Origin of the sequence: Serinicoccus kebangsaanensis (genome assembly GCF_008919445.1) — a bacterium.
Taxonomy (GTDB): Bacteria; Actinomycetota; Actinomycetes; order Actinomycetales; family Dermatophilaceae; genus Ornithinicoccus; species Ornithinicoccus kebangsaanensis.
The window spans coordinates 1-25,134 of sequence record NZ_VSLG01000015.1 but is presented as its reverse complement, the minus strand read 5'-3'; the positions used below and the strand labels follow the sequence as shown (position 1 = coordinate 25,134).

26 protein-coding genes are annotated in these 25,134 nt (G+C 73.7%); 11 read left to right on the top strand and 15 right to left on the bottom strand.

What is annotated here, in order from left to right; translation table 11 throughout:
• Positions 1-58: 58 nt before the first annotated feature.
• Positions 59-1,303, top strand: a complete 1,245-nt coding sequence (locus FXF60_RS13915) for a glucose-1-phosphate adenylyltransferase family protein (protein WP_151526581.1) — start codon at positions 59-61, stop codon at positions 1,301-1,303.
• 15 nt (positions 1,304-1,318) lie between these two features.
• On the opposite strand, the gene FXF60_RS13910 is transcribed toward FXF60_RS13915, so the two are convergent.
• The 5 genes from FXF60_RS13910 to FXF60_RS13890 are packed head-to-tail and all read right to left on the bottom strand — an operon-like array spanning position 1,319 to position 5,549.
• Positions 1,319-2,431 carry a phosphotransferase family protein gene (locus tag FXF60_RS13910; protein ID WP_151526580.1) on the bottom strand — a complete coding sequence of 371 codons (1,113 nt, stop codon included), beginning with the start codon at positions 2,429-2,431 and terminating at the stop codon, positions 1,319-1,321.
• Positions 2,428-3,447: a nitronate monooxygenase gene (locus FXF60_RS13905; RefSeq protein WP_238335866.1), complete on the bottom strand. Its 1,020-nt coding sequence runs from the start codon at positions 3,445-3,447 to the stop codon at positions 2,428-2,430. The genes FXF60_RS13910 and FXF60_RS13905 overlap by 4 nt, the downstream gene beginning before the upstream one ends.
• On the bottom strand, positions 3,444-4,721 hold the full coding sequence (locus FXF60_RS13900) for a deoxyguanosinetriphosphate triphosphohydrolase (protein WP_238335865.1): 1,278 nt from the start codon (positions 4,719-4,721) through the stop codon (positions 3,444-3,446). The genes FXF60_RS13905 and FXF60_RS13900 overlap by 4 nt, the downstream gene beginning before the upstream one ends.
• Before the next feature lie 28 nt (positions 4,722-4,749).
• A complete protein-coding gene (locus tag FXF60_RS13895; RefSeq protein WP_192796753.1) occupies positions 4,750-5,277 on the bottom strand; it encodes a hypothetical protein in 528 nt (175 codons plus the stop codon).
• Positions 5,277-5,549 carry a DUF2277 domain-containing protein gene (locus tag FXF60_RS13890; RefSeq protein ID WP_151526578.1) on the bottom strand — a complete coding sequence of 91 codons (273 nt, stop codon included), beginning with the start codon at positions 5,547-5,549 and terminating at the stop codon, positions 5,277-5,279. Before FXF60_RS13890 ends, FXF60_RS13895 begins: the two co-directional genes overlap by 1 nt.
• Positions 5,550-5,609: 60 nt before the next feature.
• On the opposite strand from FXF60_RS13890, the gene FXF60_RS13885 reads away from it, so the two are divergent.
• Both FXF60_RS13885 and FXF60_RS13880 read left to right on the top strand, forming a co-directional pair.
• A complete protein-coding gene (locus FXF60_RS13885; protein WP_151526577.1) occupies positions 5,610-6,857 on the top strand; it encodes an aminotransferase family protein in 1,248 nt (415 codons plus the stop codon).
• On the top strand, positions 6,854-7,705 hold the full coding sequence (locus FXF60_RS13880; RefSeq protein ID WP_151526576.1) for a sulfurtransferase: 852 nt from the start codon (positions 6,854-6,856) through the stop codon (positions 7,703-7,705). The genes FXF60_RS13885 and FXF60_RS13880 overlap by 4 nt, the downstream gene beginning before the upstream one ends.
• Here FXF60_RS13880 and FXF60_RS13875 read toward each other — a convergent pair whose 3' ends face one another.
• From FXF60_RS13875 to FXF60_RS13865, 3 genes are read right to left on the bottom strand one after another with little or no spacing between them, the layout of a single operon-like run.
• Complete coding sequence (locus FXF60_RS13875; RefSeq protein ID WP_151526575.1) at positions 7,706-8,230, bottom strand: type 1 glutamine amidotransferase domain-containing protein; 525 nt, start codon at positions 8,228-8,230, stop codon at positions 7,706-7,708.
• A 46-nt stretch (positions 8,231-8,276) separates the two neighbouring features.
• Positions 8,277-9,494: a tRNA dihydrouridine synthase DusB gene (gene dusB, locus FXF60_RS13870; protein WP_151526574.1), complete on the bottom strand. Its 1,218-nt coding sequence runs from the start codon at positions 9,492-9,494 to the stop codon at positions 8,277-8,279.
• 43 nt (positions 9,495-9,537) lie between these two features.
• The gene (locus FXF60_RS13865) at positions 9,538-10,452 is read right to left on the bottom strand and encodes a LysR family transcriptional regulator ArgP (protein ID WP_151526573.1); all 915 of its coding nucleotides are present in this window, start codon (positions 10,450-10,452) and stop codon (positions 9,538-9,540) included.
• 82 nt (positions 10,453-10,534) lie between these two features.
• Here FXF60_RS13865 and FXF60_RS13860 point away from each other — a divergent pair, with 82 nt between their 5' ends.
• Positions 10,535-11,143 (top strand): LysE/ArgO family amino acid transporter, encoded by a 609-nt coding sequence (locus tag FXF60_RS13860; RefSeq protein ID WP_151526572.1) that lies wholly within the window; start codon positions 10,535-10,537, stop codon positions 11,141-11,143.
• On the opposite strand, the gene FXF60_RS13855 is transcribed toward FXF60_RS13860, so the two are convergent.
• Together FXF60_RS13855 and FXF60_RS13850 are read right to left on the bottom strand one after the other, a co-directional pair.
• Positions 11,127-11,780 (bottom strand): hypothetical protein, encoded by a 654-nt coding sequence (locus FXF60_RS13855; RefSeq protein ID WP_202879645.1) that lies wholly within the window; start codon positions 11,778-11,780, stop codon positions 11,127-11,129. The two genes, FXF60_RS13860 and FXF60_RS13855, sit on opposite strands and share 17 nt — an antisense overlap.
• Positions 11,781-11,843: 63 nt before the next feature.
• A complete protein-coding gene (locus tag FXF60_RS13850; RefSeq protein ID WP_151526570.1) occupies positions 11,844-13,244 on the bottom strand; it encodes a glycine--tRNA ligase in 1,401 nt (466 codons plus the stop codon).
• Positions 13,245-13,332: 88 nt separating this feature from the next.
• Here FXF60_RS13850 and FXF60_RS13845 point away from each other — a divergent pair, with 88 nt between their 5' ends.
• From FXF60_RS13845 to FXF60_RS13820, 6 genes are all read left to right on the top strand, one after another.
• Complete coding sequence (locus tag FXF60_RS13845; RefSeq protein ID WP_151526569.1) at positions 13,333-13,713, top strand: DUF6703 family protein; 381 nt, start codon at positions 13,333-13,335, stop codon at positions 13,711-13,713.
• A 40-nt stretch (positions 13,714-13,753) separates the two neighbouring features.
• On the top strand, positions 13,754-14,716 hold the full coding sequence (locus FXF60_RS13840) for a metal ABC transporter substrate-binding protein (protein WP_151526568.1): 963 nt from the start codon (positions 13,754-13,756) through the stop codon (positions 14,714-14,716).
• Positions 14,713-15,453 carry a metal ABC transporter ATP-binding protein gene (locus FXF60_RS13835; RefSeq protein ID WP_151526567.1) on the top strand — a complete coding sequence of 247 codons (741 nt, stop codon included), beginning with the start codon at positions 14,713-14,715 and terminating at the stop codon, positions 15,451-15,453. The genes FXF60_RS13840 and FXF60_RS13835 overlap by 4 nt, the downstream gene beginning before the upstream one ends.
• Positions 15,450-16,466: a metal ABC transporter permease gene (locus FXF60_RS13830; protein ID WP_151526566.1), complete on the top strand. Its 1,017-nt coding sequence runs from the start codon at positions 15,450-15,452 to the stop codon at positions 16,464-16,466. Before FXF60_RS13835 ends, FXF60_RS13830 begins: the two co-directional genes overlap by 4 nt.
• Positions 16,463-16,846, top strand: a complete 384-nt coding sequence (locus FXF60_RS13825) for a Fur family transcriptional regulator (protein ID WP_151526565.1) — start codon at positions 16,463-16,465, stop codon at positions 16,844-16,846. Before FXF60_RS13830 ends, FXF60_RS13825 begins: the two co-directional genes overlap by 4 nt.
• Positions 16,847-17,023: 177 nt before the next feature.
• Complete coding sequence (locus FXF60_RS13820) at positions 17,024-18,406, top strand: GNAT family N-acetyltransferase (RefSeq protein ID WP_151526564.1); 1,383 nt, start codon at positions 17,024-17,026, stop codon at positions 18,404-18,406.
• A gap of 130 nt (positions 18,407-18,536) precedes the next feature.
• On the opposite strand, the gene FXF60_RS13815 is transcribed toward FXF60_RS13820, so the two are convergent.
• Both FXF60_RS13815 and recO read right to left on the bottom strand, forming a co-directional pair.
• Positions 18,537-19,319, bottom strand: a complete 783-nt coding sequence (locus tag FXF60_RS13815; protein ID WP_151526563.1) for an isoprenyl transferase — start codon at positions 19,317-19,319, stop codon at positions 18,537-18,539.
• On the bottom strand, positions 19,320-20,051 hold the full coding sequence (gene recO / locus FXF60_RS13810) for a DNA repair protein RecO (RefSeq protein WP_151526562.1): 732 nt from the start codon (positions 20,049-20,051) through the stop codon (positions 19,320-19,322).
• 93 nt (positions 20,052-20,144) lie between these two features.
• On the opposite strand from recO, the gene FXF60_RS13805 reads away from it, so the two are divergent.
• A complete protein-coding gene (locus FXF60_RS13805; RefSeq protein ID WP_151526561.1) occupies positions 20,145-20,780 on the top strand; it encodes an alpha-ketoglutarate-dependent dioxygenase AlkB in 636 nt (211 codons plus the stop codon).
• A gap of 7 nt (positions 20,781-20,787) precedes the next feature.
• Here FXF60_RS13805 and ptsP read toward each other — a convergent pair whose 3' ends face one another.
• The 3 genes from ptsP to dhaK are packed head-to-tail and all read right to left on the bottom strand — an operon-like array spanning position 20,788 to position 24,905.
• A complete protein-coding gene (gene ptsP / locus FXF60_RS13800) occupies positions 20,788-23,262 on the bottom strand; it encodes a phosphoenolpyruvate--protein phosphotransferase (RefSeq protein WP_151526560.1) in 2,475 nt (824 codons plus the stop codon).
• 10 nt (positions 23,263-23,272) lie between these two features.
• On the bottom strand, positions 23,273-23,899 hold the full coding sequence (gene dhaL / locus FXF60_RS13795; RefSeq protein ID WP_151526559.1) for a dihydroxyacetone kinase subunit DhaL: 627 nt from the start codon (positions 23,897-23,899) through the stop codon (positions 23,273-23,275).
• Positions 23,900-23,903: 4 nt separating this feature from the next.
• On the bottom strand, positions 23,904-24,905 hold the full coding sequence (gene dhaK / locus FXF60_RS13790; protein WP_151526558.1) for a dihydroxyacetone kinase subunit DhaK: 1,002 nt from the start codon (positions 24,903-24,905) through the stop codon (positions 23,904-23,906).
• Positions 24,906-25,134: the final 229 nt, after the last annotated feature.

Here is a 25,134-nt window from a genome sequence, read left to right as displayed (position 1 = left end):
AGGTTCAGATCGACTGTTCCGGGTCGCCCGTGCCGCGCCGGGCAGGTACGGTCGAGCGGTGACCACGCTCCCCGCGGACCTGCGGGTCCTCGCCGTCGTCCAGGCCGGTGGCCGGGGCAGTCGGATGGACGTGCTGACCCGGGAGCGGGCCAAGCCCGCCCTCCCCTTCGCGGCCAGCCACGCGCTCGTCGACTTCCCCCTCTCCGCGCTCGCCGCCGCCGGTGTCAGCGATGTGTGGGTCTCGGTGCAGTTCCAGTCCAGCTCGTTGGACAGCTACCTCGCTGGCGGACGGCCGTGGGACCTGGACCGCACGCGCGGCGGCTTCCGCCGGGTGACGCCCGAGGAGGGGTCCGGGACGGCCCACGAGGACGGCTTCAGCCACGGCAACGCCGACGGTCTCTTCCGGATGCGGGAGGCCATCCGGCTGGAGCAGCCGGACGTGCTGCTGGTGCTCTCCGCCGACCACATCTTCAGCCTGGACCTGCGCTCGGTGACGGCGGAGCACCTGGCACGTGAGGCGGAGTGCACCCTCGTGACGGCGCAGATCGGCCGGCAGGAGGCGCGGCACAAGATGGTGGTCGCGCAGGACGGGCACGGGCGGGTGACCGAGGTCTGGAACAAGCCGAGCCGGCCGAGGTCCGGCACGGTGGCGACCGAGATCTTCCTCTACCGCCCCGACGTGCTGCTCGACGAGCTCGACCACCTGCGACGTGAGCTGAGCCGGACCGGTGAGGACAGTCACGACACGGGTCTCGGCGACTTCGCGGACCACCTGGTGCCGGCGCTGGTCCGGCGCGGACGCGTCTACGCGGCGCCGATGACGGGGTACTGGAAGGACGTGGGTCGACCCCAGGCATACCTCCAGGCCCACCGCGACCTGCTGGCGGGCAAGGTCGACGTCTTCGACCATCCCGACCGGCCGGTGCTCGGCCCCGCGCTCCCGGGTGTGCCCGGCTGGGTCGGGGACGGCGGTGAGCTGGTGGACGCCATGGTCGGGCCGGGTTCGCGCGTCCGGGGCCGGGTGGTGCGGTCGGTCCTCGGCCCCGACGTCGAGGTGCAGCGGGGCGCGGTCGTCGAGGACAGCGTGCTGCTGTCGGGGGTCGTGGTCGAGGCGCACGCGACGGTGCGCTCGGCCGTCGTGGACCGCGGGGTATGGGTCGGCCGGGGCGCCGTGGTCGGCGCGGCACCACCCGGAACCCGGGTCACCGACGCCGCCATCGCGCTCATCGGTCAGGACAGCCGCGTCGGTCGGGGCACGACGGTCCCTCCCGGTGCCCGCCTGGAGCCGGGCAGCACGACCTGACCTGCTCGTGCCTGGTCACGCGGGCGCAGGGCGCTCACCGAAGGCGGGGTAGCCGGGCAGCTCGAGCGGGCTGCCCGCCCACGACCTCCGGGCCCAGACCGTCGCCTCCTCGCACGCCGCGGCGATGTCCGGCAGCTCGGTGGCGCACTCCCGCGCCACCCACCCCCACCGGCTCAGCAGGAGGGCTCGGAACGCCGGACCGATCCGGCCCTCGGGGCCCATCGTGCGATCGGCGACCGCCCCGTCCAGCAACCACAGGCTGCCCGCCAGCACCCACAACGCCACGGCGGACCGGACCTGGCGCGGCCACGCGGGGTCGTCCGCGAGGCCGGGCAGCGCGCCCTGGGCGGCGTCGGTGAAGGCGGCCGCGGCCGCGGCCGTCAGGCCGTCCGGTGGGGTGAAGACGCACCAGCAGGTGCTGAACGGCTCGGCGGCGTAGGCCGCGTCGAAGGCCAGGTGCCGCACCCCGGCGCCCTCCAGGTCGAGCAGGCGGACGCCGCCCGGCGTGAGCACCGCGTTGTCCGGGCAGGAGTCACCCGGACCGAGCACGTGCCGGCCGGTGTCGTGCTGCAGCTCGTCGACGACGTCCCTGGCCTGCGCGGCCGCGGCCCTCCCCGACCGGATGCCCGCGACCTCGACCAGCCGGTCCACCCCGCGGCGCGGGTAGTCCACCTGCCACCTCCGGTCCTCCGCCAGCAGCTCGGTGCCGAGATCGCGCCGGACCCGCTCCAGCGCAGCTCCGTCGGCGACCACGGAGCCGCCGAGGGTGCCGGCCCAGGCGACGGTGTTCCGCCAGGCGTCCGCCCCGTCCGCGCCCAGCAGGGCATCGGCCAGCGTCGGGTGCGGGCCGAGGTCCTCCATCACCAGCACCTGGGTGTCCGCGTCCGCCGCGAGCAGGCGCGGCGCCCCCTCCAGGTGCCGCAACCCGGTGAGCTCGCGACGCCACCCCATGGCGGCCCGCCGCCCTTCCGGCTGCGGCAGGAACCGCTTCACCACCACCGAGCCGCCCCACTCAGGCGGCCCATGCACCACCTCGTGCCGGTGGACCGTGGACCGGCCCGACCCGCCCAGCGGGACCCCGGCGCCGAGGTCGGTGCCAGGGGGCAGGACCGCCCGCAGCTCGCTCACCCGGCCAGCTCCCGGACGATCTCGCCGGCCGGACGCTCCTGCGCCGCCCGCCACCCGGACCCGGCCCAGATGTGGATCGCCTCGACGTCACCGCGCTCGGCGGCGGCCCGCCGCAGCGGCTTGGTCAGCTGGTCGACCACGGGGAAGGCGGCGGGCGCGTCGGCATGCTCCCTGATCCACCTGTTCGCCACCGCACCCGCGACCCGGCCCGAGAAGGCACGGGTGAGCACCCGCTCCGTGTGCTGCGGGCTGCGCAGCGCGGCGCGGTAGGTGGCGGACGCCCCTGACTCGGTCGACAGCAGCAGTGCGGTCCCGACCTGCACGGCCGCCGCCCCGGCCGCTACGGCTCGGCGCACGTCGCCGGCGGTCGTGATCCCGCCGGCCGCGACCAGCGGCAGGTCGGTCCTGCTCCGCACGGTCTCCAGCAGCCCGAGGTGGTCCACCGGCTGCGGGTGCGCGGACGGGTCGTGGGTGCCCCGGTGCCCGCCGGCCTCCTGACCCTGCAGCACGATCACGTCGGCGCCGCACGCCGCCGCCGCGTCCGCCTCGGGCACGCAGGTCGCCGTGACGTGCACCTCGCAGCCGACCTTCCTCCACCGGTCCACCGTCGAGGCGTCGGGGACGCCGAAGGTGCAGGACACGACCGGCGGCGCCAACGTCTCGACCAGCGCGACCTTGGCCTCCCAGTGGTCCGTGTCCCCCCAGCTGACCTGGCCCGGGGCGGTCCCGAGGGCCCGCGCGTCCCCCGCGATGCGTGCGGTGAAGTCGTCCACCTGTGCCTGGAGGGCGGCACGGTCGACGGGGACCGGCACGAAGAGGTTGACCCCGAACGGCCGGTCGGTGAGGTCCCGCACGTGCACGAGGTCGGCCGCCAGCCCCTCCGGCGTCTGGTATCCCGCCGCCAGCATCCCCAGCCCGCCGGCGTCGCTGACCGCGGCGACCAGCAGGGGGGTGGACACGCCACCGGCCATCGGGGCACCGACGATCGGCCGTCCCAGCCGGGACAGCACGCTCACCCGCCCGTCTCGATCCGCTGGTGCACGGCGAGCGCCCTGGCGTCGGAGAGGCTCGCCACCTGGTCGATCACCGCGCGCAGCCGCGCACGGTCGTCACCGGCCCGCTCGGCCGCGCCGACCGCCTCGGCGTGCAGGGGGTCCACCCGCCGGGCGTCGGACCCGTAGTACTCGACCAGCTCGGCGATCACCTGGTGCTGGACGTCCAGTGTCGAGCGGCGCTCGTCGCTGAGCATGACGAAGTGGGCGGCCACCGCCTTGAGCGCCGCCGCCTGTGCCCGGATCCGGTCTGGGACGACCAGGTCGGCGGCGAAGCGGGTGAGCCGGCCCGGGCCGTGCCGCTCGCGCGTGGCCAGCTCGACGGTATGCACGAAGTGGCCGATGAGGCGCGAGGTCATGTCCTTGAGCGCGGCCAGGTCGGCGCGGGTCCCGGTGTGCTCGGTCGGGACCCACCCGGTGGCCAGGATCTCCTGCAGGGCGGCGTGGAGCGCGTCGACCGGGAGGTCCGCGGCATACCACTCGTGCGCCACGGCGGCGACCTGCTGCTGGACGTCCGCGGAGCGCAGCGCCCGGGGGTCGATCCGCCGCGAGGCGATGGCGTCCTCGACGTCGTGCACGCAGTAGGCGACGTCGTCGGACCAGTCCATGACCTGCGCCTCCAGGCAGCGCCGGTGCGGCTGCGCGTCCGGAGCGCCCGACCTGACCCAGGCGAAGACGTCCGTGTCGTCGGGATAGACCCCGAACTTGTGCTCGGGCGACCCGGCCGGTCCCCCGCCCCGGGTCCACGGGTACTTCATGGCGGCGTCCAGGCTGGCCCTGGTGAGGTTCAGCCCGGCCGGCCGGCCGTCCTCGTGGCTGCGCTTGGCCTCCAACCGGGTGAGCACCCGCAGGGTCTGCGCGTTGCCCTCGAACCCGCCGGCCGCGGCCGCGATCCGGTCCAGCACCGACTCCCCGTTGTGGCCGAACGGCGGATGGCCGATGTCGTGCGCCAGGCAGGCGGTGTCCACCACGTCGGCGTCGCAGCCGAGCGCAGCGCCGAACTCCCGCCCGATCTGGGCGACCTCGAGGGAGTGCGTGAGGCGGTTGCGGACGAAGTCGTCACTGGTGGGTGCCACGACCTGGGTGGTCGCGGCCAGCCGCCGCAGCGCCGCCGAGTGCAGCACCCGGGCGCGGTCGCGGGCGAAGTCCTGCCGGTCGGAGCGCCTCTGCGCCGGGTCCTCGGCGACCCACCTCTCCCGGTCGGGTGGGGCATACCCGCCGCTGGCCTCGCTCGTCACACCCGCAGGGTATGCCGTGCCCGTCACCTCATCCTCGCGGGTCGGGCGCCGTGCCCACGTCGAGTCCCGCATCCAGTCCGCGGCGCCCGGTGACGATCGCCCGCAGCGCCCGCGCACCGTCGGCGAGCACCGGTCCGACGGGTCGGGTGGGCACGTCGACGTAGCCACCCAGCGCCAGGCCGGCGTGCCGCTCGAACACGCTGCGCGCCGCCCGGTCGCCGGTGCGCAGCCACGACCAGCCCATCGAGGCGACGTACAGCGGCAGGAAGGGCAGGCCCAGGCACGCCGCCCACTGGCGGCTGTGCGCCAGCTCGTGGTCGAGCAGCCCGGGGCGCCGGGCGCGCAGCGTGTCCCGGTCGTGGCGGCTGATGACGACATCGCCGACGGTGAAGGCCCCGGCCGCCGGGAAGCGCCAGCGGTAGTGGTCGGCGAGGAAGCTGCGGGCCGGACCGCGGCGGATCCGTGCGCCACCGGCGGCGGCGATCCCGAGCCCCAGCGGGGTGGACAGGTTGACCCAGTTGAGCAGGTGCCGGACCCGGTCCGCCCGGGAGGCCATCAGGCGGAGGCGTAGCGCTTGGCCGCGCGGGCCTTGGCCTTCGCCGCCTCGGTCTCGCGGTCCTTGGGCGGTGCCGTCGTGACCAGCGCGTCCAGCAGCTCCTGGGTCGCCATCGTCACCGCCGCGACGGCGGTGGCGTAGGCCGCTTCGTTGGCCTGCGAGGGCTTGCTGCCGCCGCCCACCTTGCGGACGTACTGCAGCGCGGCCGCCTGCACCTCGGTGCGGGTCGCGGGCGGCTCGAAGTTGTTGAGCGGGCGGATGTTGCGGCACATGCCGTCCACTCTGCCACGACCGCGTCGTCCCCGCCCGGTGCTGCGGCTAAGGTCGGGCGCATGGGCACCTTGTGGCATCCGTTCTCCGACATGGCCGCCGTCGAGCAGGCCGGCGAGCTCGTCCTCACCCACGGTGAGGGGGTGCACGTCTACGACACCGACGGTCGGCGCTACCTCGACGCGACGGCCGGGCTGTGGTTCACCAACGTGGGGCACGGGCGGGGCGAGCTCGCCGACGCGGCCGCCGAGCAGATGCGCCGGATCGCGGCATACTCCACGTTCGGCGACTACGCCACCGACACCACGCTCGCGCTGGCCGACCGGCTGGAGGGCATCGCCCCGGTGCCCGGCAGCAAGGTCTTCTTCACCTCGGGCGGCTCGGACTCGATCGACACGGCCGCCAAGATGGCCCGGCGCTACTGGGTCGAGCAGGGCAGGCCGGACAAGACGGTGCTGCTGTCCCGGTCCAAGGCCTACCACGGCATGCACTACGCCGGCACCGCGCTGGCCGGGATCCCCGGCAACCGCGAGGGCTACGGCGAGCTGGTCCCGGACACCGCCCAGGTGGAGTGGGACTCGGCCGAGCGGCTGCGCGCGACGATCGAGCAGGTCGGTGCGGACCGGGTCGCCGCCTTCTTCTGCGAGCCGATCATCGGCGCGGGCGGGGTCTACCTGCCGCCGGACGGCTACCTGGCCGAGGTCCGCAAGATCTGCACCGAGCACGACATCCTCTTCGTCGCCGACGAGGTGATCACCGGCTACGGCCGCTTCGGCGGCAGCTGGTTCGCCAGCTCCGCACTCGGCCTGGAGCCCGACCTCGTGGCCACGGCCAAGGGCTTGACCAGCGGGTATGCCCCGATGGGCGCCGTCCTCGTGGCACCCCGCGTGTGGGAGCCGTTCTTCGGTCCCGAGCGCGGCGTGTGGTTCCGGCACGGCTACACCTACTCCGGGCACGCCATGGCGGCCGCCGTCGCCCTGGCGAACCTGGACCTCATCGAGCGTGAGGGACTGCTCGACGAGGCGGCCCGGCTGGCGGGCAGCCTGCACCGCGAGCTCGCGCCGCTCGCCGAGCACGACGGTGTCGTCGAGGTGCGCTCCGGCCTGGGTGCGGTCGCGGCGGTCCAGCTGGCCGACCCGCCCACCGCCATGCGCTTCGCCACCGAGGTCCGTCGCCACGGCGTCGCCACCCGGGCCTGCGGGGCCGGGGCGATCCAGGTCTCCCCCGCGTTCGTCATGACCGACGAGCAGGTGCAGGAGCTCGCCGGGCGCCTGCGGGCCGGCCTGGACGAGCTGCGGGCCGCGGCATGAACGACCCGCTGCTCACGACCACGCAGCTGCAGGCGATGCGCGTCGGGCCGGAGCCGAACCGTCCGGTGCTCGTGGACGTGCGCTGGGCGCTCGGTGCCGGCCCGGCAGCCAACCGCGCGGCCTACCTGGAGCTGCACCTGCCCGGGGCGGCCTTCCTCGACCTGGAGAGCGTCCTGTCGGACCCGCTCCCCGGCGACGGTCGCGGCGGGCGGCACCCGATGCCGTCGGTGCAGCGGGTGCAGGAGGGGCTGCGTGCCGCCGGCGTCCGCGCCGGGCGTCCGGTCGTGTTCTACGACGCCGGCCCGGGCCTGGGCGCGGCGCGGGCCTGGTGGGTCGCGGCCTACCACGGCCTGGAGCGGGCGGCGGTGCTCGACGGAGGGCTCGCGGCGTGGACCGCCGCCGGTCTGCCCGTCGAGGGTGGCACGGTGCAGCCCGAGCCGGGCGACGTCGTGCTGGAGCCCGGAGGCCGCGAGCTGCTGGACGCGGACGGCGTGCAGGAGCACCTCGCCGGTGGCGGTCAGCTGCTGGACGCCCGGCCCGCCGAGCGCTACCGCGGGGAGAACGAGACCATCGACCCGGTGGCCGGCCACATCCCCGGCGCGCTCAGCCTGCCGGCCCTGTCTCTGGTCACCGACGAGGGCTTCGTCGACGCCGAGCACGTCGTCGGCGCGCTGACCCGGGCGGGCGGGCATACCGACCGACCCACCGCGGTCTACTGCGGCTCCGGTGTGCAGGCCGCCCACCTGGCCCTGGCGCTGGAGGCGCGGGGGGTCGGACCGCGCCCGGCGGTCTACGTCGGCTCGTGGAGCGACTGGATCAGCGACCCCTCGCGCCCGGTCGAGCGCTGATCAGGAGGCGAAGGCCTGGACCATCTCCCGGTTGAAGGCCGCCAGGTCGGCCGGCGTGCGGCTGGACACCAGCCACCCGTCGACCACGACCTCCTCGTCGACCCAGGTCGCGCCGGCGTTGCGCAGGTCCGTCTGCAGCGAGGGGAAGGAGGTCATCCGGCGCCCGTCCAGCACGTCCGCATCGGTGAGGATCCACGCACCGTGGCAGATGACCGAGACGGGCTTCGCCTGCTGGCCGAAGTGCCGGGCGAAGGCGACCGCGTCGGCGTCCATCCGCAGCGCGTCCGCGTTGCCCGTGCCGCCCGGGAGCACCAGCGCGTCGTAGTCGGCCGGGTCGGCGTCCGCCACGACCACGTCGACGTCCTGGGTGTGCCCCTTCTTGCCGCTCAGCGACCCGCCCTCGGGCGCGATGAGGTGGGCGGTCCCGCCCGCCTCCACCACGGTGTTCCAGGGGCTGGTCAGCTCGCTGTCCTCGAAGCCGTCCGTCGCCAGGAAGGCCACTGTCTTTCCGTCGAGTTGTCCCATACGGCCCACGGTAGGAGGCGAGGGCCGACCTCGCAGGTGGAACCGGTCAGCCCCCGCTGACCGACAGCTCGGCCTGGGCGACCTCCGCCTGCTGGGCGCCGTCGAGCTCGCGGGAGACCAGCCACCGGTCGGGCAGCGCGACCACCCGGGCGGACCCGGCCCGACCACGCTGGCCGTCGGCCGCCTCCCCGGGCCACGGCTGGTCCAGGTCCAGGGTGCCGATGAGCGCGTCCAGGGCGGCCAGCGAGTCCACCAGGCCCAGCTGGTGCCGCAGCTGGCCCCCGACGCGGAAGCCCTTGGTGTACCACGCGATGTGCTTGCGGATGTCGCGGCAGCCGCGACCCTCGTCCTCGTGGAACTCGACCAGGAGCTCGGCGTGCCGCCTCAGCACCCGGCATACCTCGCGGAGGGTGGGCTCGACCCGCACCCGCGACCCGGCGAAGGCCGCGGCGAGGTCGGTGAACAACCACGGCCGCCCGAGGCAGCCACGACCCACGACCACGCCGTCGCATCCGGTCTGCTCGACCATCGCGAGCGCGTCGTCGGCCGACCAGATGTCGCCGTTGCCCAGCACCGGGATCGAGGTCACGGCCTGCTTCAGCTCCCCGATCCGGGACCAGTCGGCCTCCCCGGAGTAGGCCTGCGCGGCGGTGCGGGCGTGCAGGGCGACCGCGGCCGCCCCCTCCTGCTCGGCGGTGCGGCCCGCGTCCAGGAAGGTCTCGTGGTCGGCGTCGATCCCGACGCGCATCTTCACGGTGACGGGTATGCCGGCGGGCGTCGCCTCGCGCACGGCGGCACGGACGATCCCGCGGAAGAGGTCGCTCTTCCACGGCAGCGCCGCGCCACCACCCTTGCGGGTGACCTTGGGGACCGGGCAGCCGAAGTTGAGGTCGACGTGGTCCGCGCGGTCCTCCTCCACGAGCATCCGCACGGCCGCCCCGACGGTGGCCGGGTCCACGCCGTAGAGCTGGATCGACCGCGGCGACTCACCCGGTCCGTGCTCGATGAGCTTCATCGAGATCGGCGTCCGCTCCACCAGCGCGCGGGAGGTGATCATCTCGCTGACGAACAGGCACCCCGACCCCGTCGCGGCGTCCGCGCCGCTCCCGGTCGCGGCCAGCTCGAGCCCGTCCTCGCCGTACTCCCGGCACAGCTGGCGGAAGGCACGGTTGGTGATGCCGGCCATCGGGGCCAGCACCACCGGGGAGTCGATGGTGTGCGGCCCGATCTGCAGGGGCGGGAGCAGGGGTGAGGTCACGGTCATGGCGCCTCCATTCTCCCACCGCGGTCAGCGCCCCCGGTCCACCTCATCCGCGCCGTGCGCCGCGCCGTTGGTGCAGCGCCGTGGCGGCCGTCTCGGTGACGCAGCGGGTGAGCACCTCCAGGGTCCTCGAGGAGAGCCGCGCGCTGAGCCAGTGCAAGGGCACGTCGACGTCCGACCGCGGACCCAGCTCCACGATCTCACCGTCGGCCAGCCACGGCTCGGCCCACTCCAGGGGGATCATCCCCCACCCCATGCCCAGCCGGACCGCCTCGGCGAAGCCGTGGCTGGACCCGACCACGTGGGCCGGTGGGTCGATCTCGCGCCGCGCCCAGCGGCGTGCCACCCGGTGCTGCATCCGGTCCTTGTCGTCGAAGCGCACGATCGGTGCCGTGTCCAGCGCGCCGGCCCGCGGACCGTCGGCGAACCAGCGCTCGTGGAAGGCGGGGGTGCAGGCCGCCACGTAGCGCATCGACCCGAGCGCGGTGATCCGGCACCCGGGGACCGGCGTGGGGTCGGCGGTGACCGCCGCGAGCGCGGTGCCGGCGCGGACCCGCTCGGAGGCATACTCCTCGTCCTCGCGGACCAGGTCCAGGACCACCCCGAGCTCCTCCTGGGCCCGGGCCAGCGCCGGGAGCAACCAGGTCGCCAGGGAGTCCGCGTTGACGACCACCGAGACGCGGGGGTATGCCGTCCCGCTCGCCTCGGGGACGAGCTCGGCCAGCGCGTCGCCCACCAGGACCTCCCAGTGGCCGGCGAGGCGCAGCAGCACCTCACCGGCAGGCGTGGGGACGACCGGCTTGCTCCGGGTCACCACCACCCGCCCCAGCGACTGCTCCAGCGCACGGATCCGCTGCGACACCGCGGACGGCGTGACCCGCAGCCGTGCCGCGGCCCGGTCGAAGGTGCCCTCGCGCACGACGCAGGCCAGGGTGTCGAGGGCGGCAGGGTCCAGGTCCATGTGAAGTGATGCTAATGGTTCTGCAGAATCCTTCGTGCTGTTTCGGACTTGTCCAGCCCGTCCAGGCCCTACCGTTGATCTCATGCCCCTCACGCTCGTGCTCACCGGTCTGCTGACCGGGATCGGACTCATCGCCGCCGTCGGCGCGCAGAACGCCTACCTGCTGCGCGCCGGGCTGCGGCGTCAGCACGTCGCGCCGCTGGTGCTGCTCTGCGCCGCCTCCGACGTGGTGCTCATCGGCCTGGCGGTGCTCGGCGTGGGCGCGGCGGTGCAGGAGTGGCCGGCCTTCCTCGACGTCGCGCGGTGGGGCGGGGCCGCCTTCGTCATCGGCTACGGGTTGCACGTCGGGTGGCGTGCCCTGCGGCCGGGTCAGGCCCTGACCGCGGCCCGCGGCGGCGAGCTGACCCTGCGGCGGGCCCTGACGACGATGGCGGCACTCACCTGGCTGAACCCGCACCTCTACCTCGACATCATCGTGCTCGGCTCGATCGCGAACACCCACGGGCCGGACGGGCGGTGGTGGTACTACGCCGGTCTCGTGGCCGCGAGCGTGCTGTGGTTCAGCCTGCTCGGCTTCGGCTCCCGAGGGCTGGCTCCGTTGCTCTCCCGGCCGCGCTCGTGGCAGGTGCTGGACGGCCTGATCGCGGTCGTCATGCTGGCCATCGGCGCCGGCCTCATCCTCGGCGGCTGAGGCGAGTGGGGCTGCGGGCGGCGTCGGTCCACGAGCGCGGGTCATCCGCCACGGCACGGTCGACGGTCGGCAGAGCCACCGGCACCGGCAGAAGGTCGCCGACCGTCGACGGCGCGGCACCCGGCCGGCGCAGCAGCAGGACCCCCTCAGAGGTCGAGGCCACGGGTTCGGACTCCAGGAACTCGGCCCACCCGCCCGCGTTGGCGGTGCCGACGCAGGAGGCCGCGGGGTCGGGATCGACAGCCTGGATCCAGGGGCCGGTGACCTGCACGACACCGTCCTCCCGGCGGCCCGGTGCCGTCATGCGCAACCCGCAGTCACGCACGGTCCACGTCCGGTCAGCGAGCCGCAGGGTGACGAAGGTGTCGCTCGCCGGGTAGAAGGGCTCCAGGTCCGCCTCCGGATCGAGCAACCGCCACGACCCGCTCTCCACGTCCAGACGTCCTGAGGTGTCCTCTGCTGCTGGCGCGTCAGGCGCGAGGGCGATGGCCGGGGGGAAGGGCACGACCTGGTCGACGGTGGTCATCACCCGGGTACCACCAGCCGTGACCTCCGCGGACGGGTGCGACGGCTCGGCGACGCTGCACCCGGCGACGCAGACGACCGCCAGCGCAGCGGCATACCGGCCTCGGTTCACCCTGCTGCGACGCCGCCCGCGCGCTGACGGTTCCCCGCACCTGGTCAGGACGACCGGGGTGTCTCAGCAGCCGATCAGCCGCTGCGCCAGGTATGCCTCGACCTGGTCCAGCGACACCCGCTCCTGCCCCATGGAGTCCCGGTCGCGGATGGTGACGGCCTGATCCTCCAGGGTGTCGAAGTCGACGGTCACGCAGTAGGGGGTGCCGATCTCGTCCTGCCGGCGGTAGCGCTTGCCGATGGCGCCGGCGTCGTCGACGTCGACCATCCAGTGCTGGCGCAGCCGTGCGGCCAGGTCCTTGGCCTTCGGGGTGAGGTCGGCGTTGCGCGACAGCGGCAGCACGGCCACCTTCACCGGGGCGAGCCGCGGGTCCAGCCGCAGCACGACCCGCTTGTCGACCCCGCCCTTGGTGTTCGGGGCCTCGTCCTCGGCGTAGGCGTCCACGAGGAAGGTCATGAGCGACCGGGACAGCCCGGCTGCGGGCTCGATGACGTAGGGCGTGTAGCGCTCGCCGCTGGCCTGGTCGAAGTAGGTGAGGTCCTGACCGGAGTGCTCGCTGTGCGTGGACAGGTCGAAGTCGGTCCGGTTGGCGATGCCCTCGAGCTCGCCCCACTCGCTGCCGGCGAAGTTGAAGCGGTACTCGATGTCCACGGTGCGCTTGGAGTAGTGCGACAGCTTGTCCGCCGGGTGCTCGAAGTGCCGGAGGTTGTCGCTGGCGATGCCGAGGTCGGTGTACCAGCGGGTCCGCTCGTCGATCCAGTACTGGTGCCAGGTCTCGTCCTCGCCGGGCTTGACGAAGAACTCCATCTCCATCTGCTCGAACTCGCGCGTGCGGAAGATGAAGTTGCCGGGGGTGATCTCGTTGCGGAAGCTCTTGCCCGTCTGCGCGATGCCGAACGGCGGCTTCTTGCGGGACGTGCCGAGCACGTTGGAGAAGTTGACGAAGATGCCCTGCGCGGTCTCCGGCCGCAGGTAGTGCAGCCCGGACTCGTCCTCGATGACACCCAGGTAGGTCTTGAGCATCATGTTGAACTCGCGCGGCTCGGTCCACGCCTTGTTGCCGCAGCTGGGGCAGGTGATGTCGTCCAGCGGGACGTCGTCGGGGTCGATCTCCTTCCCCTTCTTCGCCGCCTTCTCGGCCACCGCCTCCTGCATGTGGTCGACGCGGAAGCGCTTGTGGCAGGACTGGCACTCGGTCAGCGGGTCGGAGAACTCACCGACGTGACCCGAGGCGACCCAGGTCTGACGCGGCAGGATGATCGAGGAGTCCAGCCCCACGACGTCGTCCCGGGTCTGCACCATCGCGCGCCACCACTGGCGCTTGATGTTCTCCTTCAGCGCCACCCCGAGGGGTCCGTAGTCCCAGGCCGACCGGGTGCCGCCGTAGATGTCTCCGGAGGGGAAGACGAAGCCACGGCGCTTGCACAGGGACACGACGGTATCGACGGTGGAGGTGGGAGCCATGCGGGTCAGTCTAAGCGGCGTGAACGCCCCGATCGCCCTCGCCACCCGCACGCGGATCCCGCCCGGCACGGCGGTTTAGGGTGGGCCGGTGAGCAGTTCCGAGCAGCCGTCCCAGCCCGCCGGTGAGCGCCCCGAGGGCGAGGCCGGCACCGGCCGGGGCGAGGGCATACCGGAGCAGGCGATGCCCGGGCGGCTGCGGCTCACGATCGAGCAGGCCAGCCGCCCGATGCTGGAGCGCCTGGCCCGGCTTCCGGTCTGGCTGCCGTTCCTCGCCCTGCTGCTGCTCATCCTCGGCGGCGGGCTCGTCGGGGGTCCCGTCGGGTGGGTGATGGTCGGCATCGCGCTGCTCTTCGTGGGCTGGCTGCTCTACCTGTCGTGGCCGCGGCTGACCGGGGTGGAGCGGGTGATGCGGCTGGCCGTGCTGCTGCTCTTCCTGGCCCTCACGATCATCCAGCTCGTCCCCCGCTGACCGTTTTGACAATCATTATCACTCCGTCGACACTGGAGGTATGCCCCGCTTCTCCCGTGCCCTCGCGCTCGCCTCGACGCTGACCCTCGGGCTCTCCGCCTGCGGCGCCGCCGCGGGGGACGACGCGGGGGCGGGCGCGTCGGAGGACGGTCTGCAGGTGATGACCAGCTTCTACCCGCTGCAGTTCGTCACCGAGCGGGTCGCCGGGGAGCACGCCGAGGTCGAGACGCTCACCAGCCCCGGTGTGGACCCGCACAGCCTCGAGCTGTCCCCGCGCGCGGTCGGCTCCCTCGGGTCGGCGGACCTCGTCGTCTACTCCGCCGGGATGCAGGCCGCCGTGGACGATGCCGTCGCCAGCCAGGTGGGCGACACCGCGCTGGACGTGGCCCCGGCCGCAGACCTGCTCGAGACCGGCGAGTCCGAGGAGGAGCACGACGAGCACGAAGAGGGCCACGACGACGAGGAGGGGCACGACCACGGGTCTGAGGACCCGCACTTCTGGCTCGACCCTGAGCGCTACGGGCACGTCGCCGAGACGGTCGCCGACCGGCTCGGCGAGGTCGACCCGGACCACGCCGCCGACTACGAGGCCAACGCCGCCGCCCTGGTCGAGGAGCTGCAGGTGCTGGACGAGGAGTATGCCGACGGGCTCGCCGAGTGCACCAGCCGTGACCTGGTGACGACGCACGAGGCGTTCGGCTACCTGGCGCAGCGCTACGACCTGCACCAGCTGGGCATCACCGGCATCTCCCCCGAGGCCGAGCCGTCCGCCGCCCGGCTCGCCCAGATCAGCGCCCAGGTCGAGGAGCTCGGGGTGAGCACCATCTACGCCGAGCCGATCCTCACCGACGCGATCGCGCAGACGGTGGCCCAGGAGACCGGCGCCCAGGTCCTCACTCTCGACCCGCTGGAGGCGATCACCGAGGACTCCGCGGGGGCGGACTACCTCGAGGTGATGCGCGCCAACCTGCAGGCCCTCGGCGAGGGTCTCGGCTGCTCATGAGCACCGCCGCACCCCCGGTCCTCGAGCTGTCCGACGCCGCCTTCGGCTACGACGGCAGGCCGGTCATCTCCCATGTGGACCTCACCGTCGCACGTGGCGAGGTGGTCGCCGTGCTGGGGCCGAACGGGTCGGGCAAGACCACGCTGGTGACCGGCCTGCTCGGCCTGTCACAGCACCTCTCCGGCGACGTGCAGGTGCTCGGCACGCCGCTGGCCCGGCTCACCGACCGGACCCGCCTCGGCTACGTGCCGCAGCGGCATACCCTCAGCGGCGGGGTGCGCGCCACCGTGACCGAGGTGGTCTCGACCGGGCTGCTGGCCGGACGGCCGTGGTGGCGACCGGCCGGCCGAGCCGACCGCAAGGCGGTGCAGGAGGCGCTGGAGGCCGTCGGCCTGGCCGACCGCGCCCGGTTCGACGTCGAGACCCTGTCCGGCGGGCAACGACGCCGTGTCCTCATCGCCCGCGCGCTCGTGGCGCGCCCCGAGGTGATCGTCATGGACGAGCCGACGGCGGGGGTGGACCGCGCGAGCCAGCGGGTGCTGGCCGGGGTGCTGCAGCGCCTGGGCCGGGGAGGCACCACCATGCTCGTCGTCACCCACGAGCTCGCCGCGCTGCGTGGCGTCGTCGACCGGATCGTCGAGATCGACACGGGACGGGTGACCTTCGACGGCCCGCCGCAGGGGTATGCCGAGCACCGGGCCAGGTACGCGCGCTCGGCGGGGCGGGGTGCGGCATGAGCGAGATGCTGGCCCTGGACTTCATGCGCAACGCCCTGCTCGCCGCCCTGGTGGTGGGGCTGGCGGCGCCGATGGTCGGCATCTTCCTGGTGCAGCGGCGGCTCTCGCTCATCGGGGACGGGCTGGGGCACGTCGCCCTGGCCGGTGTCGCGATCGGTGTCATCACCGACAGCGCCCCTGTCTGGACCGCGCTCGTCGCCGCGGTCCTCGGCGGCGCCGCCATCGAGCTCGTCCGGGCGCGGGGTCGGACCTCCGGCGACATCGCGCTGGCGCTGATGTTCTACGGCGGCATCGCCGCCGGTGTGGTCGTCATCAACAAGGTCGACGGCACCCAGACCGCCAACCTGACCGGCTACCTCTTCGGCGCCATCACGACGACCACCCGCGCCGACGTCGTGCTCTTCGCGGTGCTGTGCGCCGTGGTCGTCGTCGTGGTGACGGTGCTGCGCCAGCGGCTCTTCGCCGTCGCGGGCGACGAGGAGTATGCCCGCGCCTCCGGGCTGCCGGTCCTCGCCCTCAACATCGCGCTGTCGATCCTCACCGCCGTGACCATCGTGGTGGCCATGCGGGTCATCGGGCTGCTGCTCATCAGCGCCCTGATGATCATCCCCAACGCCGCCGCCCAGCAGGTCTCGCGCAGCTTCCGGGCCGCGAGCTGGTGGGGCGTCGTCCTCGGGATCGTGTCGTCGGTGGGCGGGGTGGTCACGAGCTACTACGCCGACACCGCCTCCGGCGGCACGGTCGTGCTGCTGGCCATCGGCATCTTCGTCGCCGCGGCGCTGGCCGGGGCGGCACGGCGGGCGATCGCCGGCAGTCGTCACCGGCACGCCGAGCGGCACCCGCACGAGCACGGACCCGGGTGCGGACACGAGGCGGTCACGCACGGGGACCACGTGGACTACCTGCACGACGGGCACCGGCACGCCGCCCACGAGGGCCACTACGACGAGCACTCCGCAGACCCGCCGGACGCGGCGCATACCCTGGAGGACCGCGAGGAGGTGCCACGATGACGACCCGACGCCCCACCCGGCAGCAGAACGCCGTGATCGACGCCCTGGGTTCGGGCGGGGACTTCACCAGCGCCCAGGACCTGCATGCCCAGCTGCGCGCCTCGGGCGACAAGGTCGGTCTGGCCACCGTCTACCGCACGCTGTCGACGCTGGCCGACGCCGGGGACGTCGACGTGCTCCGCACCGCGGACGGTGAGGCCGTCTACCGCAGGTGCTCGACCGGACACCACCACCACCTGGTCTGTCGCTCGTGCGGCCGCACCGTCGAGGTCGAGGGTCCGACCGTCGAGCGCTGGACCGACGCGGTCGCCGCCGAGCACGGCTTCACCGACGTGGCGCACACGCTGGAGATCTTCGGCACCTGCCGAGCCTGCTCCTGACCCCTCCCTCTTGCGGCCTCATCCCTCCTCAGCCCCTCTCCGGCCCCTCCCCGGCCCCTCCTCGGCCCCCCTCCAGCCACCGGAATTCGACTACTGCTTCTGCTGCCATGGCACGAGAAACAGAGGTCGAAATCCGGTTGCGGCCACGATCGCCGACTCCCTAGCCTCACCAGCACCATGGGGTTCACCATCCGCGACTACGCCGACGTCGACGAGCCGTCCTGGCTGCGCTGCCGGGCGCTGTCCTTCCTCGGCTCCTCCTACTTCGACGACGTCAAGGACCGGCGCACGACCTTCGACGGGCCGTCCGTGCAGCTGGTCGCCGTCGCGCCCAGGCCGGAGGGCATGAGCACCCCCGGGGAGGAGGAGGTGGTCGGCGTCCTCGACGTCGAGCTCTGGGAGGACGAGGGCGGGGCGTCGGTCGCGACGATCGACACCGTCGCCGTGCACCCGGACCACCAGCGCGCCGGGGTCGCGGGCGCACTGCTCGACGAGGCGCTGGGTCGGCTGCGCGGCCGCGGCCTCGCCTGGATCGACGCCTGGACCCGGGAGGACCCCGAGGCGTGCGGCTGGTATGCCGCGCAGGGCTTCCTCGTCGACCAGACCTACCTGCACGTCTACCGCGGTGGGGACGAGCAGCGCGCCGACGCCCACGGCGACGAGGGCTTCGACGCGCCCTACGGGCTCGGGGCGCCGGTCAAGGGCTTCTTCCACGGCCCGGACGAGGACCCGCAGGTCTGGCGAGCGCGTTTCGCCAGGGTGCACCAGTGCCGCCGCTACCTGCGCCGGCTGGACGTCACCGCCTGGCCGGAGGACCCGCGCCTGGCCGAGCTCTACGACGTGGAGAACGCCGGGACCTGGGACCACGACTACTTCCGTGGCCTGGCCGCCCGGCTCGCGGCGCACCGGGTCACCGACGTCGGGTGCGGCACGGGCACGTTGGCGGTCGCCCTTGCGGCCGACGGGCACGACGTCACGGGGCTGGAGCCCGCCCGCGCCAGTCTCGACGTGGCCCGCCGCAAGCCTGGCGCGGAGCGGGTGACCTGGGTGCACGGGTATGCCGACGCCCTCCCGGACGAAGCCGCTGACCTGGTCGTGATGACGGCCCACGTGGCGCAGTACCTCACCACCGACGAGGACTGGGAGGCGACGCTCGGGCACCTCCACCGGCATCTCGCCCCGGGCGGCCATCTGGCCTTCGACTCCCGCAACCCGGCGGCGCGGGCGTGGGAAGGATGGACGCCCGAGGCGACGCGCACGACATACCCCCACCCGCGCGGCGGGGAGGTCACCGCGTGGGCGCAGGTCGACCGGGTCGAGCAGCCGCCCGGCGAGGTCGGCGGGGAGCCCCGCGGGCCGGTCGTGACGCACGTCGGGCACACCGTGCTGGAGGACGGCCACCTCGCCTACCCGGAGACCCTGCGCTTCCGCACCCGTGCCGAGCTCGAGGAGAGCCTCGCCCGGACCGGCTTCGAGGTCCTCGAGGTCGCCGGCGACTGGGACGGCTCCGCGGCGCGGCCGGACTCGCCGGAGCACATCGTCCTCGCCCGCCGTCGCTGACCTCCCCCGCTCCCCCTGCTCCCGGCCGGCACTCCCTCCCCCCGCCGGCACCGACCCCACCCGGGAGTGACCACGGCATAGCACAACCTTCATCGGGAAGTTCGCCGATGAGGGTTGTGCTATCCCGTGGTCACTCCCGCGTGGGGTCGGGGGTGTCCACGGCGCCGCCGTAGCGGCGGTCGCGCGAGGCATACTGCTCGATCGCCGCCCACAGGTCGCGCCGGTCGTAGTCCGGCCAGAGCACGTCCTGGAAGACCATCTCGGCATAGGCGCTCTGCCACAGCAGGAAGTTGGAGGTGCGCTGCTCCCCCGAGCTGCGCAGGAAGAGGTCCACGTCGGGGACGTCGGGGTGGTAGAGGTAGCGGCCGATCGTGCGCTCGTCCACCCCGCGGGGCGCGAGCCGGCCGGACTTGACGTCGTCCGCGATCCGGCGCACGGCGTCGGCCAGCTCGGCCCGGCCGCCGTAGTTGACGCAGAAGTTGAGCGTGATCACGTCGTTGTCGCGGGTCTGGCGCTCGGCGGACTCCAGCTCGGAGATGACCGACTTCCAGAGCCGCGGCCGGCGCCCGGACCACACGACCCGCACCCCCCAGGAGTCGAGCTCCTCGCGGCGACGGTGGATGACGGCCCGGTTGAACCCCATGAGGAAACGCACCTCGTCCGGGCTGCGGCGCCAGTTCTCGGTCGAGAAGGCGTAGGCGCTGATGCACTTCACGCCGATCTCGATCCCGCCGGCGATGACGTCCAGCAGCGAGGCCTCCCCCGCCTCGTGCCCCTGGGTGCGCTTCAGCCCGCGCTGGTTGGCCCAGCGCCCGTTGCCGTCCATGACGATCGCCACGTGCCGCGGCACCAGCTCGGTGGGGATCGCCGGAGGCCGCGCACCCGAGGGGTGGGCGAAGGGTGCGCGGGGCATCTACGGCGTCCTTTCCAGGTGCCGCAGCGAGCGCACGCCTCGCTCCAGGTGCCACTGCAGGTATGCCGCGACCATCCCGCTCGCCTCGCTCCGGTGACGCCGCTGGCTGGCGTCGGCGACCGACCAGTCGCTGGTGAACAGGGCCGACAGCAGCGCCAGGGTCTCCGGCGCGGGCGCGGTCGAGCCGGGCGGACGGCATACCGGGCAGACCACGCCTCCGGAGGGCACGTGGAAGGCGCGGTGCGGCCCGGTCATCCCGCACCGGGCGCAGTCGGCGAAGCTGGCGCGCCACCCGGCGATCGCCAGGGCACGCAGCAGGTAGGAGTCGAGGACCAGCCGAGGGTCGTGCTCGGCGGCGGCCAGCGCCGCCAGGCCCCCCGCCAGCAGCCGGAAGTGCTGCAGCGCGGGCGCGCCCTCCTCGGTGAGCTGCTCGCAGGTCTCGAGCATGACGCTGGCCGAGGTGTAGGACGGGTAGTCGTGGGAGATGGCCTCGCCGTAGGGAGCCAACCCGTCGGCCTGGGTGATGGTGTCCAGGTTGCGCCCCTCGTAGCACTGGACGTCGACGACCATCCCCGGCTCCAGTCGCGCCCCGAACTTGCTGGAGGTGCGCCGCACGCCCTTGGCGACCGCCCGGATCCGCCCCCTCGTGCGACCGAGCAGGATGACGATCCGGTCGGCCTCGCCCAGCTTGTAGGTCCGCAGCACGATCGCGGCGTCACGGTAGGTGGGCATACGTCCAGTGTCCCACCACGGGGCACGGTCGCCCGGCGCGGCGCACCGGCGCGAGCACTGGTGGATGTCGAACACCTGTTCTATGCTGGTCCCATGATGCTGCAAGGGTCGCTGCTCGACCAGGTCGACGAGGTCGGCCTGCGCCCGCTCGGGGACGCGGTCCGCCGCACCACCCTGGACCACGGCGCCTGGATCGACCTGCGGCCCGGGTGGCTCACCGGCTCCGACGAGCTCTTCTCCCGGCTCGCGCTCGGCGGCCCCGCGGGCGTCGAGTGGCACGGCGAGCAGCGTCAGATGTGGGACAAGCAGGTGACCACGCCGCGACTGCTCCGCTTCTACGCCGAGGGCGAGCGCCTGCCGGACCCGGTCCTCGAGCAGGCACGGTTGGACCTGGGCGCGAGGTATGCCGGTGAGCTCGGTGAACCCTTCGTCACCGCGGGGATGTGCCTCTACCGCGACGGCCGGGACAGCGTCGCCTGGCACGGCGACCGCATCGGTCGGAGCAAGGAGCACGACACGATGGTGGCCATCGTCTCGCTGGGGGCGCCGCGAGCGCTGCTGCTGCGGCCCCGGGGTGGCGGCCGCAGCATCCGGCACGTCGTGGGCCACGGCGACCTGCTCGTCATGGGCGGGTCCTGCCAGCGCACGTGGGACCACTGCGTGCCGAAGACCAGCACCCCCGTCGGCCCGAGGATCAGCATCCAGTTCCGCCCGCGTGGGGTGCGCTGAGCGGCACTCAGGTGAGCAGCAGGTCCCGCACGGCCGCGGCGTCGCGCGCCGCGACCGCTCCGGCGGCGAGGTCCTGCAGGTCCCGCAGCGAGGCCGCCCGCAGTCGCGCCTTGACCGTCGGCACTGCGCTCGGGGAGGCGCTCAGCTCCCGCACGCCAAGCCCGACCAGGAGCCCGGCGACGTCGGGGTCGCTGGTCAGCTCCCCGCACAGGCTGACGACGACTCCCTCTGGCGCACGGTCGCAGATGGTGCGGATCAGCTGCAGGATGGCGGGGTCCAGGGCGTCCGACCACGGCGCCACCTGCGGGTTGCCGCGCTCGGCGGCGAGGGTGTACTGGCTGAGGTCGTTGCTGCCGATCGAGATGAAGTCCAGCCCCCGGGCCAGCCGGGCGAGGCGGACCGCCACCGCGGGCACCTCCACCATGATGCCGACCCCGAGCTGGCGCGGGGGTGCGGAGAGGCCGACCCGGCGGGCCGCCTCCTGCAGCCGGGACCTGGCCCAGTCGACGTCGTCCACCGAGGTGACCATCGGGAAGAGCACGTTCAGCCGGTGGGTCCGACCCACCCGGCAGAGGGCCTCGAGCTGGTCCAGCAGCAGGGCGGGGTCGTCCCGGAAGGCGCGGATCCCCCGCACCCCGAGGAAGGGGTTGGCCTCCTCGGCGATGGGGATGAAGTCGAGGGGCTTGTCACCGCCGACGTCCCAGGTCCGGATGGTCACGGCGTGCGGTGCGAAGGCGTCGGCGATGGCGGTGTAGACCTCGACCTGCTGGTCCACCGTCGGCGCCCGGTGCCACTGTGCGAAGACCGCCTCGGTGCGCACCAGTCCCGAGCCCTCGGCACCGAGACCGGCACCGAGGCGGGCGACCGCGACCGAGGACACGTTGGCCTTGACCGTGATCCGGGCACCGTCGCGGGTCACCACCGGCAGGTGGGTGTCGGCCAGGGCGTGCTCCCGCTCGCGCCGGCGGCGGTCGAGCATCTCGGTGAAAGCCGCCTGGACCTCGGGGGCCGGGTCGATCTCGAGCCTCCCGGCCCGGACGTCGAAGGCGATCATCGTGCCGGCCGCCACGTCGGGGAGCTCCCCGGCGCCGGTCAGCACCGGCACACCGCGGGCCCGGGCGATGAGCACCCCGTGCCCCAGCGCACCACCCCGCCGAGTCACCACCCCCTGGACGGCAGCCGCGTCCAGCGAGATGGCGATCGCCGGGTCGAGCTCGTCGACCACGAGCACGCCCTCGCCGAGCGACTCCGGCTCGGCGACCCCGAGCAGGATCCGCATCACCCGGTCCCCGACGCTGCGCACGTCCTGCGCCCGCTGCTGGAGGTAGGGGTCCGGCAGCCGCTCGAAGCGCTCCGCCACGTCCCCGACGGCACCCTGCCAGGCCACGGCCGCGGTCTGTCCCTGCTGGATCCGGGAGCCCACGTCGCGCGCCAGCTCGGGGTCACGCACCAACGTGGCGTGCGCGTCGAAGACCTCCGCCTGCCCCTGCCCGAGGTGCCGTCGCGCGTGCTGCGCCAGCTCCCCGAGTCGCGCCAAGGCCTCGTGGACCGCCGCGTCCAGCCGCTCCTGCTCCACCTGGGGGGTGTCGGCCTCCCGCTCCTCCGGCTCGGGCACGGTGCGGTCCAGCACCGCCGGACCCATCGCCGCCTCCAGCCCGGACCCTGCCACCCCCGGCTGGTCGGACACCGCCGGCGCGGGGACCTCGACGTCCGCGAGCGGCTGCGCCGGGCCGGGCTCGTCACCGAAGGCGGTCCTGGCCAGGTGCTCGATCTCCTGGAGCACCGCACCTGCGCGGTCGCCGGTCGCCTCGACCCGCAGGACGTGGCCCTGCCGGGCGGCCAGGGTGGCCACCGACGAGAGGCTCAACGCGTCCACCGGCCCGGTCCCGGTCGTCTGGTTGCGCACCCGCACCCGGGTGTCCGGCGCCACCGAGCCCGCGGCGGCCACCAGCCGCGCGGCCGGGCGCGCGTGCAGGCCGTGCTCCATCGTGACCGAGACCTCGATGCAGTCCCACTCGCAGGGCTGGTCCCCGTCGTCCTTCGGGGCGGAGGGCTGCGCCCCGTCCGGCTCGCCGAGGTGCGTCCGCTTGGCCTCGGTGCCCCTCCGCGCCTCCTCGGCGCAGCGCTCGAGGTCGCCTCCCGCGCCGGCGGCGACGGTGGCCGCGACCAGTCCCTCCACCAGCGGGGCGGCGCTGAGCCGCACCCTGTCGGCGACCTCCGGGTCCACCATCTCCAGCGCCATCTCCGCCGAGAGCACCGCGCTGCCGAGGTCGAGCAGGACGAGCACCCCGTCTCCCCCGGACGCCTCGTCGGCCCGACCGATCGCCTCCGCGATGGCCACCCCGTCGGTGCCGGTGGTCTCCTCGTCCAGCCCGGCGGCGATCTCGACCCGTGGTCCGCCGCCGGTGCCCATCTCGGCAGCGAGGGCCGCAGCCGCCCGGGCGAGCGGTCGGCTGTGCGAGACGACGACCAGGGAGATCATCGCATCGCCCTCACGTCAGCGTCTGTGCGGCGGCCTCGACGAGCAGGGTGGCACTCGTGGCGCCGGGGTCCTGGTGACCGACGCTGCGCTCGCCGAGGTAGGACGCGCGACCCTTGCGCGCGACCATCGGCTCCGTCGCGTCCCGTCCCTCCGCGGCCGCCCGGGCGGCCGCCTGCAGCGCGTCGGCGAGGTCGGAACCGGCGCCAGCCGCCTCCTCGAAGGCGTCCAGCGCCGGCGAGAGCGCGTCATACATGGTCTTGTCACCCAGCTCGGCCTTGCCCCGCGCGACGATGCCCTCGACCCCGGCGCGCAGCGCCTGGCCGAACTCGTGGGCACCGACCTGCTCGCTCGCCGCCAGCGGCCCCGCGAGCCGGAGGAAGAAGGTGCCGTAGAGCGGGCCGGACGCGCCACCGACGGTGCTGACCAGCGTCATACCGACCTTCTTGAGGTAGGCGTCGATGCTGCTGAAGTCCTCCTGCTCGGCGAGCTGCGCGCAGGCGCTCATCCCACGCTTCATGTTGCTGCCGTGGTCGGCGTCACCGATCGCGCGGTCCAGCTCGGTGAGGTCGTCGGCACGGTCCGCGATCGCGGTGGCGCAGGTGGTGATCCAGGACTGGAATGCGGTCAGGTCAGCCATGTGCTCATCCTCCCCATCGCAGGCCGGGAGTGTCCACAGGGGCGTCCCAGAGCCGCACCATCTCCTCGTCGGCGCGCAGCAGCGTGACCGAGCACCCGGCCATCTCGAGGGAGGTGATGTAGTTGCCCACCAGGGACCGGGCCACCGTCACCCCTGCCTCGTCCAGCAGCCGCTTCACCTCGCCGTACATGAGGTAGAGCTCCAGCAGCGGGGTCCCGCCCATGCCGTTGACGAAGGCGATGACCGACTCGCCGCGCTCCACCGACAGGTCCGCCAGGACCGGCTCCACGAGCCGGGCCGCGACCTCTTGGGCCGGCGCGAGCTTCTCCGTCGACCGGCCGGGCTCACCGTGGATGCCGATCCCGATCTCCATCTCGTCCTCGGCGAGCTCGAAGGTCGGCTTGCCGGCCGCCGGGACGGTGCAGGAGGTGAGGGCGATCCCCATCGAGCGACCGCCGGCGTTGACCCGACGCGCGAGCTCGGCGCAGGCGGCGAGGTCCTGCCCCTCCTCGGCGGCGGCGCCGACGATCTTCTCCAGCAGGACCGTGACGCCGACGCCGCGGCGGCCGGCGGTGTAGAGGCTGTCCTGGACCGCGACGTCGTCGTCGGTGACGACCGCCTCGACCTGGATGCCCGACTCGCCGGCCAGCTCCGCGGCCATCTCGAAGTTCATCACGTCGCCGGTGTAGTTCTTGACGATGTGCAGCACCCCGGCCCCACCGTCGACGGCGGTCGTCGCCGCGAGGATCTGGTCGGGGACGGGCGAGGTGAAGACCTCTCCCGCGCAGGCGGCGTCGAGCATCCCTCGCCCGACGAACCCGCCGTGGAGGGGCTCGTGACCGGAGCCTCCGCCGGAGACGAGGGCGACCTTGCCGGAGACCGGCGCGTCGGCCCGCAGCACGAGCTTGTGGTCGAGGTCGACGCGCAGGTGGTCGGGGTGGGCCGCGGCCATCCCGGCCAGGGCCTCGACGACCACGTCAGCGGGGTCGTTCAGCAGCTTCTTCATAGGCGTCACTCTGCCATGGAAAGGTGCTCCCGGGTATGCCCCGCCGCCGGTCGGCGCCCCGCCCGTCAGCAGCGCACAGCGCGGTGCCCCTTCCCCGGGTCACCTCCGTGGACGCCACGGCTGACGACGCGCCCGGCCCGACCGGCCCAGGTGTGGCGGTCTCAGAGCGTGGTTGCAACACCGGGTGGTGTGAGTGAGAGTAGCTCGGCCATGGCCTCGGCGGGGGTGG

Coding starts and splice junctions, on each gene's coding strand:
- FXF60_RS13895 (WP_192796753.1), bottom strand. CDS start 5,277: ATGGCCTCCCGGGCGGACCGGGTCCGGCACCTGCTCAACTGGGTCAAC.
- FXF60_RS13890 (WP_151526578.1), bottom strand. CDS start 5,549: ATGTGCCGCAACATCCGCCCGCTCAACAACTTCGAGCCGCCCGCGACC.
- FXF60_RS13885 (WP_151526577.1), top strand. CDS start 5,610: ATGGGCACCTTGTGGCATCCGTTCTCCGACATGGCCGCCGTCGAGCAG.
- FXF60_RS13880 (WP_151526576.1), top strand. CDS start 6,854: ATGAACGACCCGCTGCTCACGACCACGCAGCTGCAGGCGATGCGCGTC.
- FXF60_RS13875 (WP_151526575.1), bottom strand. CDS start 8,230: ATGGGACAACTCGACGGAAAGACAGTGGCCTTCCTGGCGACGGACGGC.
- dusB (WP_151526574.1), bottom strand. CDS start 9,494: ATGACCGTGACCTCACCCCTGCTCCCGCCCCTGCAGATCGGGCCGCAC.
- FXF60_RS13865 (WP_151526573.1), bottom strand. CDS start 10,452: ATGGACCTGGACCCTGCCGCCCTCGACACCCTGGCCTGCGTCGTGCGC.
- FXF60_RS13860 (WP_151526572.1), top strand. CDS start 10,535: ATGCCCCTCACGCTCGTGCTCACCGGTCTGCTGACCGGGATCGGACTC.
- FXF60_RS13850 (WP_151526570.1), bottom strand. CDS start 13,244: ATGGCTCCCACCTCCACCGTCGATACCGTCGTGTCCCTGTGCAAGCGC.
- FXF60_RS13840 (WP_151526568.1), top strand. CDS start 13,754: ATGCCCCGCTTCTCCCGTGCCCTCGCGCTCGCCTCGACGCTGACCCTC.
- FXF60_RS13835 (WP_151526567.1), top strand. CDS start 14,713: ATGAGCACCGCCGCACCCCCGGTCCTCGAGCTGTCCGACGCCGCCTTC.
- FXF60_RS13830 (WP_151526566.1), top strand. CDS start 15,450: ATGAGCGAGATGCTGGCCCTGGACTTCATGCGCAACGCCCTGCTCGCC.
- FXF60_RS13825 (WP_151526565.1), top strand. CDS start 16,463: ATGACGACCCGACGCCCCACCCGGCAGCAGAACGCCGTGATCGACGCC.
- FXF60_RS13820 (WP_151526564.1), top strand. CDS start 17,024: ATGGGGTTCACCATCCGCGACTACGCCGACGTCGACGAGCCGTCCTGG.
- FXF60_RS13815 (WP_151526563.1), bottom strand. CDS start 19,319: ATGCCCCGCGCACCCTTCGCCCACCCCTCGGGTGCGCGGCCTCCGGCG.
- recO (WP_151526562.1), bottom strand. CDS start 20,051: ATGCCCACCTACCGTGACGCCGCGATCGTGCTGCGGACCTACAAGCTG.
- FXF60_RS13805 (WP_151526561.1), top strand. CDS start 20,145: ATGATGCTGCAAGGGTCGCTGCTCGACCAGGTCGACGAGGTCGGCCTG.
- ptsP (WP_151526560.1), bottom strand. CDS start 23,262: ATGATCTCCCTGGTCGTCGTCTCGCACAGCCGACCGCTCGCCCGGGCG.
- dhaL (WP_151526559.1), bottom strand. CDS start 23,899: ATGGCTGACCTGACCGCATTCCAGTCCTGGATCACCACCTGCGCCACC.
- dhaK (WP_151526558.1), bottom strand. CDS start 24,905: ATGAAGAAGCTGCTGAACGACCCCGCTGACGTGGTCGTCGAGGCCCTG.